Raw genomic sequence first — 17,543 nt, forward strand, 5'->3', positions numbered from 1 at the left:
GCGATTACAGGAGCAATCGATCGGGCTTTTGGTTTACTAGCAATGCCGCCGACTCCACATGTGCGGAAGGTGACAGGGAGTACAAAAGGAGTGAATCAATTCGAAGTTTCATCCAGATGGGTAGCGTAGTACATGAGACCTCGTTTAAAATACTGAAGTTTCTCGTCAGTCGTTGTCTCCATCAAATTGGTCAAAACGATTTCCATCGCTTCCTTATAACTCTGCGTGTTGTACAGAGAAATTGCATGCAAGACCTGGATCGCCCGGTTATCAGGAAACTCTTTCACGCCTCGGCGCAGTGTTTCCTCCGCCTGCTGATAGTATCCTAAATATCGATACGTGCTGCCCAGGCCGAGCAAGCATCTCTCAAGGTCCGGTCCGGATAGTCCTAATTCGAGGGCACGTACATAATACGGTATGGCCTGTGATCCCAATCCAGAATTGTCATGGGCCACTCCCGTCTGAAAGATAATCTCCGCGTCATCAGGGAAAGCAGCAGCCAATTCTAAAAGGAGCGATCTGGCTTCCTTCAGGATGGCTTCGTCTTGCTTGGCCCGTCCCTCTTCTCGCAGCTGAATCGCTTCTGCCAAACGATCTCTCATCATCGATTTTTGCTCTCCCTTTGTACCGTTTTTTTCTCACCAGTAATGCCACACTCTCCACATGCGCCGTATAGACAGTGAAATCAGGCTCAAAGAGAGGGAGTTATTCGCAAATACCAATAGTTTAACACCTTACATGTTTGCGTTTGAAACCAAGCTGGTTTTTATCTACTGCCTTTTGAATGTTTTCAAAAGCGAGCAGAAAACTGCTTTTTCCCTTGTTTTGTTTGACTTCTACTGGACCTACTGCCTTTGCGGTCTCGACAGCCTTATCATGGAGCGGCAAATAGGATACCCCCACAGTGTAAATAAAATTATTCATCGCGTATTTAGCTCGTTGGGGAGATTCGTGAATCGTATTTTTTACCATTTCAAGCATAGTGGCAATTTTACTTTCTGAAAATTCACCGTCCTGGCGATTACCCAAAAGCCAGCAGTAACAACTCCAGCCCGCTGACATTCTCAACTCTTCGTCGCTTGCGATCCATCTATCGGCAACCTCTTGAGCAATATCTGTTTCTGCCAAGGTTACGGCAACCACATAATCGGACAGCATATAAAAATAAGCTGCATCCATCCAACGTTCAAAATCCGCCTCAGTCATTGCTTTTGGGTCTGCAATTATGCCGGCAAAGTACATGGCGTCATAGTTCCCTGTGGCGTAAAGCTGCTCAGCCAAAGGTTGATTTATTTTATTTTTCTTTGCGATAGGCTTCATCTCGCCAGTAGCCACCCCAAAAAGCGGTTCGTGCGCACCATTAGATACGTACATTTTCTTTGATCTTTCCTTGCCCAGAGCTTCAAGCTCCTGCATAACCGTTTCTACATTCATTGTTTCATACTCCCTTCTTTTTTGGAGATTTTACCCTTAAGATGAGAGCCATCGAATCGGTAGCGGAAATACGTGATAATGATTTCTCACTGCTATATATACCTTATTGAATATCGTATCATAGCTGGAGGAATCCACAAAGCTAAAGAGCAGCCTCACTACAAGGCTGCTCTAAAAATGCTATTTCACTAGCAACGCCACCGACTCCACATGTGTGGGTTGCGTAAAATGGACAAAACTGATGTGGCAGTATTCGCTAAGTTGTGATTAGACTGAAGAAGGTTATTGAGTTAACGGGCAGTTATTCGTAATAAGTGTGGCATTGGAATACTATCATCAGGACAATCTCATATATAAAATTTAGACCGGGACTCCTTTTAGAAGGTGTTCCGGCCTTTTTAACGATTATATTCAATGTTACGCATCAAACGATCTGCCCTAACGAGATGTTAGAAGCGTAGCAAATCCCCACGCCATTCCAGTCCCAATTGCATACCAGAACCCTTTTTGAAATTGCAGTTCAAATGATCCTTGTGTTATAGCTACGCCAATGAATCCGATGAGCACTCCTGTCCATTGAAGTATACGGTAACGGGTTCTGAAAAAAAGGGAACTGAAAATAATAAACCAGATCGGGTTAGTTGAGGATAAAATTGAAGAACTCCCGGATGTGATGGTCTGCATGCTTAAAAAATTCCCGCCATCACCAGTTGTTATGGCAGGACTGCTTTTTTACTGATTTTTCCTGCTGCAATCGTCTTAATACCCATCGATCTTTGCATAGAGTCGTGGCTGACGATTATCCAGATACTTCATCAAGGTCCGTTCCCGCTCCCGGTTTACTTCCGCTAGATCAATCGTTTCAATACGAATCTCCTCGTTGTTTCCACCCTTGTAAAGATGCTCGCCATTGGGGGTAATAATGGAGCTTACACCGAAGAAGAGATTGTTTTTTTCCAGACCGACCTTGTTTGCGACGGCGATAAAAATCTGGTTTTCCATCGCCCTGACACGCAGCATCAGCTCGTGATAGGTCTGATAGGGAACATGATGGGCATGCAGCCCCATAACGATCTGTGCGCCTTGCAAAGCATACAGGCGGGTGAGCTCGGGAAATCCGGTGTCGAAGGTCATTTTCAGCGCGAAATTGCCAAAGTCGGTGCGGAACACGGGAAATTCTTCACCGGGCGAATAGATGCCAACCTCCTTGTCAAACAGATGCACCTTACGATAGACACCGTTCAAATGGCCGTCCTTGTCGATAAAAGCAGCGGAGTTGTAATACTTGTTGCCCGCAAGTTCGGGAAAGCCGAAAATAACACCGATCCCCAAGCGGGACGCCTCTTCCTGAATCACGCGAATATGCGGTCCGTCCTTTGGCTCTGCCAATGCGGGGACTTGGTCATAAATATAGGATCCGGTCAAATACATTTCCGGAAACAGCAAATAATCAACGCCTTTTTCCTTGCAATCTCTCATGATGGTTAACGCGCGATGGGTATTGGACTTTTTGTCATACTGCTTGGTTCTGATCTGGGCGATGGCGATTGTGACGAGAGACATGACTTCACCTTCTTATTAGGAGCGGTATTCTTTAATTTTTTTGGAGATGGTCGACTGGTCAACCTCAAGCGCTTCTGCTACCTTGTACATGTTTTGAAACGTATCGTACGCCTTGAGGATCAATTCCTTTTCAAACAGCTTCTTCGCTTCCTTCAAGGGAAGGAAGTCCGATTTGTTCATCATGTCCAAGATGCTGCTTCCCGTAGAGTGCTGAAAGGAGGCAGGCAGATGGCTGGTTTGAATGACTGGGTCCGCTACCGTCACGACCAGCCGCTCTACGATGTTTTCCAGCTCGCGAACATTGCCGGGCCACTCGTAGCTTTCGAAAGCAATCTCGACATCGCGATGGAATTGTTTTTGGACACGGTGCTTGCGGGTGTATTTTTTCAGGAAATAGGCCGTTAATTCGCGAATATCCTCAGGTCGTTTATTCAACGGTGGTATTTCAAGCGGAACGACATTGAGACGATAGTACAAATCTTCACGAAACAGCTTCTTTCCCACCAGCTCAAACAGGTCGGCGTTGGTTGCCGCAATCACGCGGACGTTGATTGGGATCGATTGTGTAGCGCCTAACCGCCGAATCGAATTCTCCTGCAATACCTCGAGTAGCTTTACTTGCAGATTGAATGGTAGCTCGCTGATCTCATCGAGAAATATCGTGCCTCCCTCAGCTGCCTCAAACAGTCCTTCCTTTCCGCCCTTTTGACCACCGGTAAAGCTTCCATGCATATAGCCAAACAGCTCCGCTTCCATCAAGGCAGCTGGAATGGCACCGCAATTGACCGAGATAAAGCAGCTGTTGGCGCGTTCGCTGTTCTTGTGGATAAGCTTGGCAATTGCGCTTTTCCCAACGCCTGATTTCCCCAGAAGCAGGACCGTGGAGTCAACGTAAGAGACCTTGCGGATGATGTCGATAACGTGCTTCATCTCTTCCGATACGGCAATAAAATGATTTTCGTCTGTCACTTGTTCCGACACGGTGATTGCGTCGCGAGGTCCGTCCTTGGCAAAGGTGACAAGCATCGTGGGGGCAGTCCGGATCAGCATGAAGGTAAACGGCGGACAAATGAATTCGGACATCAGCTCAAAGCTGGGTTCATTGATTTGCTGTCTGACCAATTCGCGCACAAAGGTGATTTGCGGCAGGTCGAGCACGGTTTGCAATTCACTCATTTGCGCATCGTTGAAAATCTCCTCGGCACCATGCGGAATTTCGTTCACCCACCAGATTCGATGAATTGGAGTGAGGTGCAATTGGCGGCTCCTCCTTTCATTTGACCCAAAAGATGAAAATAATCATCAAACCTGATCTTTTTCATGTTTTGTTTTATCAAGAAAACAAGTGTTTTTGGCAAAGTGATGGAGGATTTGATGAGAAATATCATCTTTTCCACAGAGTATAACGTAAGAATGCCCGTATTTATAGTGTTTTCTGAATTGGCATATTATTTGCTTATTTTAAACCTTGTCAGAAACAACAAAAAAGGGGGATGAGCTATGAGCAGAGGGGCAGTGACGATAACCTTTTTTATCATTTGCTGGTTGCTCTTGAGCACGCTTGTTGTGCCGCCGATCTTTCGATTGTTTAACCGGATCGAACCATGGGTGTTAGGAATGCCATTTGTCCAGTTTTGGATGCTGTTTGTCATCTTGGTGATCTCGATCCTTTTGATCGTGTGGTACAAAGTTGAGGAGAAAAGGGGGGAGCTGTAGATGAACGCTGTCATTGCCAGCAGTATTATTGCGGGCTTTATTTTGTTGAATGCAATCATTATTCGGATATTCCACAAGAGACAGGATTCAATGGAGGATTATGCAGTAGGTGGCCGCTCCTTTCCATGGTACCTGAGTCTGTTCGGCTTTATTGGTTCGTGGTATGTCGGTTCTATGTACACAGGCTGGTTTGGCGATTCTGCCAACATTGGCTTATTCGCTCAATACGTTGCGGTTTACTCGTTGGGGACGATGATTACGATGTTCATCCTCGTTCGACCGGTATGGGTATGGGGGAAGCTGCACAATTTGCAGACCAATGCGGATTTGGTGGCATTGCGCTACAACAGCAAGAAGTTCGGCCTATTTATTGCGATTACGACCTTTTTGTTCTGGAGTCCGTGGCTCATCGTCGAAATCAAGACGATTGGCTACCTGTTCAGTGCCGCAACCTATGGCGCTGTTCCGTTTAACGTTGGGATGATCGTGGTCAGCCTGTTTGTCATCGTCTATTCCTGGCTTGGAGGAGCGCGAGCAACAGTCATCGGCGATCTGGTGCAAGGCTTGTTTTTTACCTTCGTCGGCAGTGCCACGATGATTTTTCTGATCAATAAGGCGTATGGCGGCATTGGAGAGATGTTCACTGCGCTGGCGGAAAAGGCGCCACAACTGCTGGTGATTAACGAGCAGGTGGGCTATGGCGGGTGGAGCTCTGCGATCATTGCCGGATCCATCGGTGGCATGATGATGCCGGGGATGTTTATCCGCCTGTATATGACGAAAGGGGTGAAGGAGTCAAAGAAGGCGGTTCTGTTTGTGCCGCTGATCGGTTCGGCCTTTACGATTCTTGCGCTTTGGCTGGGGATGGGCGGCAGATTGTTAAACGGCTTTCCGCAGGATGCCCAGTCGGGTGCTTTCTGGATTGCCGATCAATATGGCGGTCCGGTGGCGGTTGGACTGATGGGGATTTTCGCACTCGCTGCCAGCATGTCGACGATCAGTGCCGCAACGATGACGGCTGCTGTGATGATCGGCCGCAATTTCCTTGGATTGTTCAAGATTTCCGAGGGAAACATTTTCAAATTTTCTCGCTGGCTGACTCTGGGGGTCGGGATTCTCGCGACATTGGTAGCGACGATGGAGATTTCCCGTCTCGTTCCGCTGATCCTGTTTGTATATGACTGTATCGCGCAGGTATCGGTACCGATTCTTCTCGGGCTGTACTGGCGACGGGCCAATGTGTACGGGGCCTTCGTCGGAACGTCAGTAGGGATGGCAACGGTTATTTTCCGCGACTTGCTTCCTTGGTTGACCGCATGGGCTGGCGACTGGTCAGCAGGCATGGTGGGCTTGTTCTACAACCTGATCCTGTTCGCTGTGATTTCATTGGCAACGAAAAAGCAGAGCCACGTTGACCAGCTGTTCGACGAGTTGGCATCCTATCGTGATGATGCAGTTGAAGAAGTACAAGTAGAGGCTTTGAACCTGGCGAAATAATCTTACGTAATGGAGGAAAAGGAAAATGGAAACGAAAACGAAAACAGCTTTTCTCTACGATGAACGATATTTTTGGCATGATACTGGATCTAGTGTTCTGTTCTTTCCGCCTGGCGAGTTCCTGCAACCGGATGGAACGGCAGAGAGTCCGGAGAGCAAGCGCCGGGTAAAAAATCTGCTGGAGATGAGCAGCTATATCAAGCATCTTGAGATTATGCACCCTCGTGCCGCGACGAAGGAAGAAGTAGGAGCATTCCACACGACTGCTTATATAGAACGGATCAAAACGATGAGTGACAATGGCGGAGGGGATGCGGGCGGCTATACTCCGTTTGGCAGAGGGTCCTACGAGATCGCTATGCTGTCAGCAGGGGGGGCAATCACAGCGGTTGATGCCGTGATGCGTGGAGAGGTGACAAATGCGTATGTACTGACCCGTCCGCCAGGGCATCACGCTGAGGCGGATTCCGGGGCAGGGTACTGCATCTTTAACAACGTGGCGGTTGCTTCTCACTATGCCCGCAAACAGTATGGTATCACCCGGATTATGATTCTGGACTGGGACGTCCATCACGGAAACGGTACGGAGGATGCGTTCTACAGCGATCCGAATACGCTGTTTATCTCGCTGCATCAGGAGAACAACTTCCCGAATGATCGTGGCTACGCAGAGCACATCGGTGAAGGGGCAGGAAAAGGCTACACCGTAAATGTTCCCCTGCCCGTAGGTACATCGAATGCCGGATATCTCTATGCGTTTGATCGGGTGGTCCTGCCGATTGCCGAGCAGTTCAAGCCAGAGCTGATTTTGATTTCTGCTGGTCAGGATCCCAACTGCTACGACCCGCTAGCGCGCATGATGGTAACGGCCGATTGCTTCGGCGAGATGATGAAGCGGATTAAACAGTTGGCGGAGCGCCATTGTGACGGACGCGTGGTTGCTTGCCATGAAGGCGGCTATAGCACAGCGTATGTGCCATTCTGCACACTTCGCGTCATTGAAGCACTTCGTGGGATCGAGAGCGGTATAGAAGATCCGTTTTGGGCGATCACCCTGAAAAATATGCCGAGAATCAACCAGCTGTTGCCTCATCAGGAGGAGCAGATTGAGCAGGTGGCAAAAGTGCAGTCAGCTTATTGGAAGCTGACATAGAGAAGCGAGAAAAAGAAGCAAAACAATAAGGCTGTCGGGTAAACCGGCAGTCTTTTACTTTTTTCACTAGAATTATCATTTCACTGGCTGTTACATAACGAGGCTGCCTTAATCAGCAGCTTTTATTAAGCTAACTGGCAGGTTAGTTCAATCGATTCGCGAATGTTTAAAGTATTGCGGTGCTCGGAAATTCGCTAATACAACATTAGGGGAATCAGTAAAGTCTTATTCAAAATACATAATAATACTGGGAGTGATCACGTGATTATCATGATAAATGGGGCTTTTGGTTCTGGTAAGACTTCCACAGCCCAAATGCTACAACCATTAGTTACGAATAGCATGATATTTGATCCTGAAGAAATTGGACTTATGATTAGAAAGATAATACCTGAGGAAGTAAGGCACATCCATGAACAAACTGATGATTTCCAGGATATTGAACTTTGGAAAATCTTGACCGTAAAGGTGGCAGGAGAGGTAAAAAAGAAGTATCAAAAACACTTAATTGTGCCCATGACCTTATATAAAGAGGAAAACTTCAATTACATTTACAATGGACTTAAAGAATTAGATGAAGAACTCTATCATTTTTGTTTAATAGCTTCAGAGGACACCATTTATAACAGATTAGTCAAGCGTGGTGACACAGTAGGAGGATGGTCATTCCAACGGACAGCTAAATGTGTCGAAGCTTTTAGGAAGGATATTTATCAAGAGCATTTAATTACGGATCACTTAAAGACAACTGAAATTATAGATATTATTTTAAAGAGAATAAACAACAATTATAAATGCAATTCGACGAAGTGACTGACTCCACATAGCATCGGGCATTCGACAAAGTTCATTACACTAACGGGATTCGATACCTTAACAAAATCATCAGAGGCTGCTGGAGATGATCCAGCAGCCTCATTAAGCTATTGGGCAGGATAGTTTGGAGTCCTAAACCATGTTAGAATGTCGGTGACATTAAATTGTAGAGGAGTAAAGCTATGCTGGAGCTAGTAAAGAACGTGCTCGAAGACATGGATAAACAGCTTACTCGTATTATGAAGAGCTTGGATCACCTCGATGATGATTTGATTTGGAAAAAGCTGAAGGTTTCGACAAACAGTATCGGAAATCTTTGCTTACATTTAGCAGGAAATGAATATCAAAATTTCGTAAGTGCAATCGGTAACAAACCGTTCATAAGGGAACGCTCTCGACGAGAATTTGACCCCGAAGGGAGTATTACTAGAGATGAATTGAAGATTCTTCTATTGAAAACACGATCCGAATCGACAAGTACATTATCGATCCTATCTGAGAAGGATTTAAATAGAGAAGTCATAATCCGGTATACTCTAGAGGATTGGAATAAGATGCATCGAGTTAACGCGTCGGAAGGCGAAACTTATGATGTAAGAGTCATTAGAATTCTGCTTATTCAGGTTGCTACTCACTATGGTTATCATGCGGGACAAATTGTACTGCTCTCCAAATTACTGAAAGATATTAAAGAAAACATAACCGGTCAGTACCATTAATCATTGAACTATCGGGTTCGATAGTTGCATAACAGTAAGAACAAGAGCTGCCTTCCGAGGCAGCTTCTTTTGTTAACCTAACGGGCAGTTTAATTTAGTGCATCAAGCAACAACTTAATTGACTATCCACTTTTATTTGCATATACTTAGGTTACCTATTTAATTAGTAACCTAAGTATTAGGTTGTCTATGTATTTTAAAAACGAAAGGAAGTAGTCCATTATGCGCATGCGTGGATTGACCTATGACACGGGTTTTTTAAGTGAAGGAACCAGCACATACCCTGATTTCGATGCGGCGAGAGTGTACAGGGAGATGGAAATTATACGGCGCGACCTGCATTGCACTGCCGTACGCGTGACAGGCGGCGAGCCTAATCGCTTAGAGATCGCCGCGCAAGCGGCAGCGGCAGCGGGCCTCGAGGTGTGGTTCTCGCCGTTCACGAACGAACTCGACCAAGAGGAACTGCTTGCCTTGCTTGCGGACTGTGCCTCGCGGGCTGAACGCCTCCGGGTTGCGGGGGCGGAGGTGATCATGGTCACGGGTGCCGAACTGATGCTCTTTACCCGCGGCTTCTTGCCCGGCGAGACTCTGCAGGATCGCCTCGCGGCTTTGTCCGAACCGACAGTTAGCCGTGCGGCGTTCACGAAACTGCCGGCTCTGCTCAACGGCTTCCTAACACGTGCTGTAAACGTCGTGCGAGCCCGGTTCGGGGGTCGTGTTACGTACGCGGCCCTGCCTACCGAACCTGTGAACTGGGAACCTTTCGACTTCATCGCTGTCGACGCCTACAACTCTGCTGAGATTGCGGATCTCTATGCGGATTCAATCAAGAAGCTGGCCAGCTCAAATAAGCCTCTGGTAATCTCCGAGTTCGGATGCACGACCTTCAAGGGCGCATTCAATTTGGGCGCAAGAGGAATGTTCATCGTCGAGTGGGACGGTGCGCGTGCCGTTCGACTGACAGGCAGCTACGAGCGTGATGAGTCCGAACAGAGCCAATACTTCAACGATAGCATCAACGTATTTGAAGAAGCTGGAGTCGACACAGCATTCTGGTGTACCTTTGCTTGCCACAACCTGTCGTACGACGAAGACCCCAATCACGATTTTGATCGAGCGTCTTACGGAATCGTGCGGGTGTTGAAAGATAGCCATGGTACGACTTACCCCGACATGCCTTGGGAGCCTAAGGAAGTATTTTACACCATAGCAGCGCGACATGCAGCCGTAATGGAGTCTTAGCACAATTGCGTCATTGCATCTGGAACCGATATACGTATTTGAGGAGTGAATGGATTGTCGGATGAGCAGAAGAAAATCGCAAAGCAATTAATGGAATCGTACTTCCAATCGCAAGTTAGTGGAAATATGATGCAGAATCGCACGGTATACAATCAAAAGCCAGGCGAGATAATGGTTCTCTATTTCATCAGCATGAATGTCAAGGATGTCGGTCCGGGATTGATGGTTTCGGAAATAAGCGGAAAACTGAACGTCACTTCACCAACGGTAACGCAGCATATCAACAGTCTGGAAGCACAGGAACTTGTCGAGCGTCATGCCGATCCTGCCGATCGGAGAGTTGTCAGGATCCAGCTTTCGGATAAAGGTAAAAAGTATATACAACGCATTAATGAGGCCCGCCTTAATATGTTTGTTGATCTCGTTAACCATCTAGGGGAGGAAGAAAGCCTGCTCTTTGCAGAGATGATGAGAAAAGCTTCGGATTATATGCTCAAACAACAGGAATTTTATATCCGGAGTTTCTTTGTAGATTAGTTTAATGAAGGATTCTAAACAAAGCGATTGATTAAAATTAGGAGGGATTTATATGAAATATACGGTTATTACGGGGGCCAGCTCAGGAATTGGGTATGAAACGGCTCTTGCTTTTGCGGCTCGTGGAAAAAACTTAATTATAGCAGCTCGCAGAACGGAGGAATTGGAAAAGTTAAAATCAAAAGTGGCTAACATTAACCCGGACCTGGATGTTGTCATTCGAACTGTTGACTTATCTGTTACTGCAAATGTTTATGAATTCTACGAAAGTCTTCAGGATTATCAGATCGAGACCTGGATCAACAATGCTGGGTCTGGAAGCTTTGCTTCTGTTGGGGAACAAAATTTAAACAAAGTTACGACAATGCTTCACTTGAATATTGAAGCCTTAACAGTTCTGTCGTCTCTTTATGTACGTGATTATGCAGATGTTGAAGGAACGCAAATAATCAATATTTCTTCAGGAGGAGGGTACCAAATTGTTGGCAATTCTGTGGCCTACTGCGCCACAAAGTTCTATGTAAGTGCCTTTACAGAAGGTTTCGCACAAGAATTGAAAGAAAAAGGAGCTTCTATACAAGTAAAAGTCTTGGCTCCTGCTGCAACTGAAACTGAATTTATTAAAAGTGCTCTGGATTTAGATGAGTTTAATTATGAAGGATTAGTTCCAAAATTTCATACTGCAAAAGAAATGGCTGGATTTATGTTAGATCTTTACGATGGCGATAAAGTTGTTGGAATTGTGAATGTAAAAACATATGACTTCGAATTAAGAGATCCGATTTATCCGTATGTGGCGAGGACAAGAATCTAGCTTTTGAAAATCCTAGCTTTGCTGTACCTGTTCTTTTACCCAGTCTAGCTCGATATTCTCGGATTCATCTTCGATCCATTCGTTTTGTTTTAACGATATATGTTCTTGTCTTTGGTCCAGGACAAGAACAATACGTGGGCAGCTGCGGACGCCGCGCGCTCTGGGCAGCGCCAAACAACCGGCGTATCTTAACAGTCATAATTTTCGGTATTTCCTGACCGCAGTGAAGCAATCATTTCTATTGAACTAACGGGTTCGATAGCGGAACAAACAAAAATAAAGACTGCCGGCGTAGAAATCTGCGGCCTTTGTTGGTTCGCCAACATGCGAGGAGGGAATAGGTTTTGGAACCAAACAATATAATAGAGTCGAAGGATTTTCTATCAAGAGAAGGTGACAGAGGGAATCAGTTTTAGGAAGCGCTGGTATACCGACCAAAATACTCACACAGCGGCCTGATGCACCTGAAGATGGTGGTTGCTGATCGAAAGATTGCGACGACGGGTTCTTTCAATTATTCTCAAGGGGCAAGTACCGTAAATGATGAAGTGCTCAATGGTAGTGAGGGATGCGTCGGTAGCAAAATCCTTTTATGAGCCAGTTCGAAAGAATGTGGAACGACACAAAGAACTTTCAATCCGTAAACTATACGATCGCTCAACCAGCTCCCGCTACGCCAGCTCAAGCACCGGTTAAACCAGCCAGCCCGACACCAGCCAAAGAACGGTCAAAGGTATGTGAAAAACCGACAATAAAAGGGAACAAAAATTCAAGGATATACCATATCCATGGCGGACAATCTTACGACAAAACTACAGCAAATATTGAATGGTTCTGCTCTGAAGCAGATGCTCAAAAGCCAATAATGCCTGATCGTTGTGTTCCTGAAAATGAAGGTATACACACAAAAAAACCGCTCTTATTCTGAGCGGTTTTTTATTTTTCTTGCTAGGACAAGGGGAAGCCGAACCTCGCTTCAATGGGTGAAGGCTACGGAAACGGCTAAGTACTTGGAGCAGCAGTGAAGAATCCTCCGGCGTAAGGGGATCGGCATGGAAAGAAAGGATGATGTGAACTGGGGAGACCCTCCCCTGCACGGAAAAAAATTTTTTATACCCGTAAACAAAGTGATCTATAAGTCCAAAAGATGAAATGATTACTAGCAGGAAGGGAGTCCGAGAGGCTCATTGTACTGAGGAACTGCAGGACAACACAACCTGCAGGGGAGAAGGGGCCATACTGGTGATCCAGCTCCGCGAATCGAGAAGTGGGCTCTTCATATTTTCAGACCACACACAGTGTTCCCAACGCACCAACCCTAAAATCTAGTAACCTTCACCTGAAATCTAGCGGATATATTACATGACAGGTTCCTCATATAATGTTTACAAAGTCCAGCAATTACCACGATCACGCTCATCACCACCAGCGGGTGAACATCAGTACGGGAAGCACCAAGAAAAGTACCGGCCAGCAAGGCGAATATAGGTGTCTTGGTAATCGCCATGTTAAAGAAACCGAAGGACAAAACAAACTAGCAAATGCATAAGTGCGTCGGTGCTTTCCCACCTTTATTTTTTTGCTGAATTGCGAACGGGGGGACTTCTATGCCAAGACCGAGGATCAAGCTCCACAATGCGAAGGACATATCGGCGACGATCAGCTCAAACCACGACTACGACAACCTTCTGGCGGCGTATCGTCTACAGGACGAAAAAGTAAAGCGGCTATACGCTGAATTTTGTAGGCTGAAAAAGCGGCTGGAAGTGAAAAACCATAAGAGAGGATTAGTCAATGAAAGCTACAATATACGGCATCGAGATCGAAGGCACGCCAATGGAAATCGCGGAATTGAAAATCCATTCTAGGCGCCTCCTTGGTGGGTAATATCGGAAAAGACAACGACGACGGATTCGACGGGTAAATAGCCTTGAAGCACCGGTATCAGTCCGATCGCACCGTCGCCCTCCCTCCATCACTCCCTTCGTACCGCTCGCTCGGTTCGGACAAACAATTAATGAATGAACTGGTGGAAGTTTGTGTTTGAACTTCCCTTTCCTAATTTGGATTAACTAAGGGGGGATACACTGTGGAATTGCGCCAGCTTGAATATTTTATTCAAATTTGCAAATCAGGAAGTTTCACCAAAGCTAAAGAAGAATTAGGTGTGACTCAGCCTACACTAAGTCAGCAAATGCGGGTTTTGGAAGATGAGTATAATATTCAATTGTTCGATCGGGGAAGTAGGGGAGTTGAAGTAACGGAAGCGGGAAAAATTCTCTTGAATAAGGGCAACGCTATTATGAATCTTCTTGAGGAGGCGCGAAATGAAATAAATGGCCGAAACAATAAATCTAGAGAAACAATTTCTATTGGATGTTGTCCTGCTGAACTTGAATATCTTGCTCCTTACTTTATGAGATTTCACCAAAAGTACCCGAATATTTTATTGAAAATTATCGATGCAGAGGATGCTGAGAATAAAGTTTTGGAACAAAAGGTAGACATTGGAATCACTACATATCCGGTTTCTGATGCTTCGGTCATTTCGACTTATTTGTATAGACAAGAAATGGCGCTGTTGATTCACTCAGGACATCCTTTGGCCGATAAAACTTCGATTCCTTTTCGATCTTTGAAGCAAATGAATTCGATCATGTTCCGAGAGCAAAACAAATCATTAATAGATATGTATTGTTTCTCTTGTGGCTTTACCTTGAAGTCGATAATAGAAACGTCCTCCACTTCAGTATTGATTCATTGGGTTCGTCATGGACTTGGAGCAGCTCTTATACCAACATCTTTGCTCGAAAGTCTATGGGACGATTCTTTGCGTATTGTCAAATTAGAAGGCCATGTTCCTTATTGGGAAATATCTCTTGTATATCTTAATTCCGTTGCTATGAGGTCCACTGCACGCATATTCATTCAAGAGATGAATTCGTATGTAAGAGAGTTTGAGGTGAATCTTTCATGTTCAGGCAATTAGAATGTTTCATTCAAATTTGCAAAGAAGGAAGCTTTACTAAGGCTGCAGAAGTTTTAATGACTTCTCAACCTACTTTAAGTCAACAGATCCGTTCTCTAGAGGTAGAAGTTGGAACCCCTTTGTTTGAGAGAGTTGGTAGAGGGGTAAAGATTACAGCTGACGGGGAAATACTTTACGAAAAAGCTCTTTCCGTGATGAGGCTCATTGAAGAATCGAAGAAAGAAACTTACGAGTTACGCAATGCTCGGGCAAATAAACTTTCGATAGGCATTTCGCCCACGGATTTTTTATGTTTAGTACCCCGTTTTTTGAAATTCCATGAACAGTATCCTGACATTACATTAAAATTTGCCAGTGCAGAAAATACATCACAGCAATTATTGAATAGTAATATCGATATTGGCATTACCGACAATTATAATCCAAATAAAGAAATTCATATGATGCACCTATATAAAGAAGAACAAGCATTGGTCGTTTATGCGGATCATCCATGGGCAGATCGAACCTTTGTTTCTTTTCAAGAGCTAGAAAATTTAGAATCTCCCTTATTTGTTGGGGATATTAGTTTAATCGAGCATCTTCATACATTCAGCGCTAAAATCGCCAAATCCTTGCAATCAAAGTTTGAGTCAACTTCCACGGCAATTCTTCTTTCTATGGTACTACATAAGATGGGGGTAGCTATTTTACCTACTTCTTTAATTGAAAACTTTTCTGGTCAGCAATTGAAAATGATTCGTCTCGTAGGTCCAACGCCTCTTCGTGAGATCAAGCTTATTTTTAAAAAGTATCATTACAATAATCCTTCTGTTCAGAAATGTATCGATTTTTTTCTAGAATAATCAAAAAAGTTGGCAGGCTACGGCCATCGCAAATACGGCAAAAAGATAGCTTTCCTGCAGGTCTTTTTCCTTAGAAAGGGGCGGCAGGGAAGATAGATGGATGCCAGCGTGCTGGATATATAGATATTAGCTATACAATGTATAGAGAGGAAGAAATTGTTTTCCAATTTATTTTGCTCTATCAGGAACTATTATTACCACATACATCGTACCGGTAGGCGCACTTGATATTTGGAAAGAGCGTCTTATAACGCTGGAGATTATGAATTATAACTAGAACATCATAGCTAACGAAAGCGAGCCAAGACGAAGGAATATTTCCTTGTCATGCTCGCTTATTCTCGTTGTCAGCATAGGAAATATGGCCTGCATATAATGTGAGTGGGGGCTCTTTCCTTCTGCTTGCAGTAACTTTTATACTAGAGAGATATATTACAATAATAGGATATTAATTTTACCACTGTACAGACAAAGGAGAATTATGAATGGATAGAATGTGTAAATCAGCAATGCTGTTACTAGCTCTGATGATGTGTTGGACGTTAGCGGCTTGTTCCGGGAACACTAACATGTCGAGCAATGGCACTGCTGAGGAGCGTGCGGACTCGAAAGCTAATCTTATGGAGGCAAATGCATCTCGAATAAAGCCTTCTTCGGATGAGCCTGCTTGGAAGCTGGACACGACACCGATCACGTTTGACTGGTATATCAACTTCGATTGGTTCACCGGCAAGTGGGGAGGAAACGTCGTTTCCGATTATATAACGAAGAAGACGGGCGTCAGTTTGAACTTTATCGTGCCTACTGGGGACGCCGGCGAGAAGCTCAACACGTTGATGTCAGCAAGGTCGCTCCCTGACTTCATCACGTTAGGCTGGTACGAGGATGCCGTGCAGAAGATGATTAATGGAGATATGGTGCTTCCATTGAATGAGCTAGCGGATCAGTATGATCCTTATTTCTTTAAAGTCGCAGACCCCACGAAGCTTAGCTGGTTTACACAGGCTGACGGCAATGTGTATAGCTACCCGAATGCATCTTCATCCCCTGCGGATTATCGAAAATATGGTCAGCTTTTTACGTCTAATCAGACCTTTGTTGTTCGGAAAGACATATATGAAGCACTTGGGAAGCCGGATATGAGCACGCCGGAAGGGTTTCTCGGTGCGCTGAAGGCTGCGAAGGAGAAGTTTCCGGAAGTGGACGGTCAGCCGCTCATTCCGATCGGCCTGCATGAATTTACGGAAACCGGCAACTATTCGTTGGAATCATATCTTCAAGACTTCCTAGCCATTCCGCAGCAGAAAAACGGCAAACTGTACGACCGTCGAAGCGATCCAACCTATCTGAAATGGCTAAAGGTGTTCCGCCAAGCGAATGAGGATGGGCTGATGCCGACAGATGTCTTTCTTGATGAAAAACGATGGGAGAAGGATGAAAAAATATCGCAAGGGCGCTATTTTGCCATGTTGTATCAGTGGTCTGATTTTTCAGAGATTAACCAAAAGTTGTATCAGAAGGACCCGAATAAGGTGTATATCGCGATAGATGGTCCGGCGAATGATGCGCATGATGCGCCAACACTTGCAGGAAATGGCGTCTCCGGTTGGACGGTGACGCTCATTTCGAAGAATGTCAAGGATAAGAAGCGGGCAATTGCCTTCCTCAGCTATTTGCTCAGCGAAGAGGGAAACAAGGATCTGTTCTTAGGAGAGAAGGGCGTTACCTACGATACGATAGACGGCAAAGATCAGTTCCGGCCGGAGGTCATGCACCTGCTCAACACCGACCGTCAAGCGTTCGAAAGAAAATATGGCGGTGATTATATGTACTGGATGCTAATGGATACGAACATGAATCTAGCATGGATGACGGGGATGGGTGCTGAGCCTTCCAAACAAATTACGGATTGGACGAGGGGCAAGACGATCAGCATGAGCGAGTTCGAAAATCTAGATCCGGACCCGACGACGAAGGAAGGTATTGCGTTTGAAAAAAACACGCGGCTCTGGGCCGAGACGCTGCCGAAGCTGTTGATGTCCAAGTCAGATGCTGAATTCGATCAACTGTACACCAAATTCATGAAGAGCACTACCGAGGATCCCGAGTATGAATTCATCCTAGATAGCCGCCAAGCAGCCTATGAACGAAATGTACAGAAGCTGAAGTCGTCGTTCAATCAATAGTTCTATAGAGGAAGCAGCAGGATGTGAAA

19 protein-coding genes are annotated in these 17,543 nt (G+C 45.3%); 14 read left to right on the top strand and 5 right to left on the bottom strand.

The genetic code is table 11. From position 1 onward, the window contains the following. Positions 1-95: 95 nt before the first annotated feature. The 5 genes from AN963_RS21275 to AN963_RS21290 form a co-directional block, all read right to left on the bottom strand. Complete coding sequence (locus tag AN963_RS21275) at positions 96-605, bottom strand: tetratricopeptide repeat protein (protein WP_055746569.1); 510 nt, start codon at positions 603-605, stop codon at positions 96-98. A 121-nt stretch (positions 606-726) separates the two neighbouring features. Next, the gene (locus AN963_RS21280; protein ID WP_055746570.1) at positions 727-1,434 is read right to left on the bottom strand and encodes a DNA alkylation repair protein; all 708 of its coding nucleotides are present in this window, start codon (positions 1,432-1,434) and stop codon (positions 727-729) included. 438 nt (positions 1,435-1,872) lie between these two features. Then, on the bottom strand, positions 1,873-2,118 hold the full coding sequence (locus AN963_RS30480) for an EamA family transporter (RefSeq protein ID WP_083497023.1): 246 nt from the start codon (positions 2,116-2,118) through the stop codon (positions 1,873-1,875). A gap of 75 nt (positions 2,119-2,193) precedes the next feature. Further along, the gene (locus AN963_RS21285) at positions 2,194-2,997 is read right to left on the bottom strand and encodes a carbon-nitrogen hydrolase family protein (RefSeq protein ID WP_055746571.1); all 804 of its coding nucleotides are present in this window, start codon (positions 2,995-2,997) and stop codon (positions 2,194-2,196) included. A gap of 15 nt (positions 2,998-3,012) precedes the next feature. Beyond that, the gene (locus tag AN963_RS21290; RefSeq protein WP_055746572.1) at positions 3,013-4,254 is read right to left on the bottom strand and encodes a sigma-54 interaction domain-containing protein; all 1,242 of its coding nucleotides are present in this window, start codon (positions 4,252-4,254) and stop codon (positions 3,013-3,015) included. Between the two features lie 243 nt (positions 4,255-4,497). Between AN963_RS21290 and AN963_RS21295 the strand changes: the two genes are divergently transcribed. The 14 genes from AN963_RS21295 to AN963_RS21355 all read left to right on the top strand — a co-directional run bounded on the left by AN963_RS21295 (position 4,498) and on the right by AN963_RS21355 (position 17,514). Beyond that, the gene (locus AN963_RS21295; protein ID WP_055746573.1) at positions 4,498-4,713 is read left to right on the top strand and encodes a DUF3311 domain-containing protein; all 216 of its coding nucleotides are present in this window, start codon (positions 4,498-4,500) and stop codon (positions 4,711-4,713) included. Beyond that, on the top strand, positions 4,714-6,210 hold the full coding sequence (locus AN963_RS21300) for a sodium:solute symporter family protein (RefSeq protein WP_055746574.1): 1,497 nt from the start codon (positions 4,714-4,716) through the stop codon (positions 6,208-6,210). A 25-nt stretch (positions 6,211-6,235) separates the two neighbouring features. Then, on the top strand, positions 6,236-7,363 hold the full coding sequence (locus AN963_RS21305; RefSeq protein WP_055746575.1) for a class II histone deacetylase: 1,128 nt from the start codon (positions 6,236-6,238) through the stop codon (positions 7,361-7,363). Positions 7,364-7,633: 270 nt separating this feature from the next. Next, positions 7,634-8,176: an AAA family ATPase gene (locus AN963_RS21310; protein ID WP_236708120.1), complete on the top strand. Its 543-nt coding sequence runs from the start codon at positions 7,634-7,636 to the stop codon at positions 8,174-8,176. A 185-nt stretch (positions 8,177-8,361) separates the two neighbouring features. Then, entirely contained in the window at positions 8,362-8,898 is a 537-nt protein-coding gene (locus AN963_RS21315; protein WP_055746577.1) for a DUF1572 family protein, read from the top strand. Positions 8,899-9,120: 222 nt separating this feature from the next. Beyond that, positions 9,121-10,143, top strand: a complete 1,023-nt coding sequence (locus tag AN963_RS21320; RefSeq protein WP_055746578.1) for a hypothetical protein — start codon at positions 9,121-9,123, stop codon at positions 10,141-10,143. A gap of 54 nt (positions 10,144-10,197) precedes the next feature. Then, positions 10,198-10,680 (top strand): MarR family winged helix-turn-helix transcriptional regulator, encoded by a 483-nt coding sequence (locus AN963_RS21325; RefSeq protein ID WP_055746579.1) that lies wholly within the window; start codon positions 10,198-10,200, stop codon positions 10,678-10,680. Between the two features lie 52 nt (positions 10,681-10,732). Next, positions 10,733-11,494, top strand: a complete 762-nt coding sequence (locus tag AN963_RS21330) for an SDR family NAD(P)-dependent oxidoreductase (RefSeq protein WP_055746580.1) — start codon at positions 10,733-10,735, stop codon at positions 11,492-11,494. Between the two features lie 470 nt (positions 11,495-11,964). Then, positions 11,965-12,090, top strand: coding sequence for a hypothetical protein (locus AN963_RS32085; protein ID WP_236708050.1), 126 nt, complete (start codon positions 11,965-11,967; stop codon positions 12,088-12,090). Next, complete coding sequence (locus AN963_RS21335) at positions 12,087-12,422, top strand: sunset domain-containing protein (protein ID WP_055746581.1); 336 nt, start codon at positions 12,087-12,089, stop codon at positions 12,420-12,422. The genes AN963_RS32085 and AN963_RS21335 overlap by 4 nt, the downstream gene beginning before the upstream one ends. Before the next feature lie 679 nt (positions 12,423-13,101). Then, positions 13,102-13,362: a hypothetical protein gene (locus AN963_RS21340; protein ID WP_055746582.1), complete on the top strand. Its 261-nt coding sequence runs from the start codon at positions 13,102-13,104 to the stop codon at positions 13,360-13,362. Positions 13,363-13,583: 221 nt separating this feature from the next. Then, positions 13,584-14,483, top strand: coding sequence for a LysR family transcriptional regulator (locus tag AN963_RS21345; protein ID WP_055746583.1), 900 nt, complete (start codon positions 13,584-13,586; stop codon positions 14,481-14,483). Next, entirely contained in the window at positions 14,468-15,328 is an 861-nt protein-coding gene (locus AN963_RS21350; protein WP_055746584.1) for a LysR family transcriptional regulator, read from the top strand. Before AN963_RS21345 ends, AN963_RS21350 begins: the two co-directional genes overlap by 16 nt. Before the next feature lie 485 nt (positions 15,329-15,813). Continuing rightward, entirely contained in the window at positions 15,814-17,514 is a 1,701-nt protein-coding gene (locus AN963_RS21355) for an extracellular solute-binding protein (RefSeq protein WP_055746585.1), read from the top strand. The last annotated feature ends 29 nt before the right edge of the window (positions 17,515-17,543 follow it).

Source organism: Brevibacillus choshinensis, assembly GCF_001420695.1.
Classification (GTDB): domain Bacteria; phylum Bacillota; class Bacilli; order Brevibacillales; family Brevibacillaceae; genus Brevibacillus; species Brevibacillus choshinensis.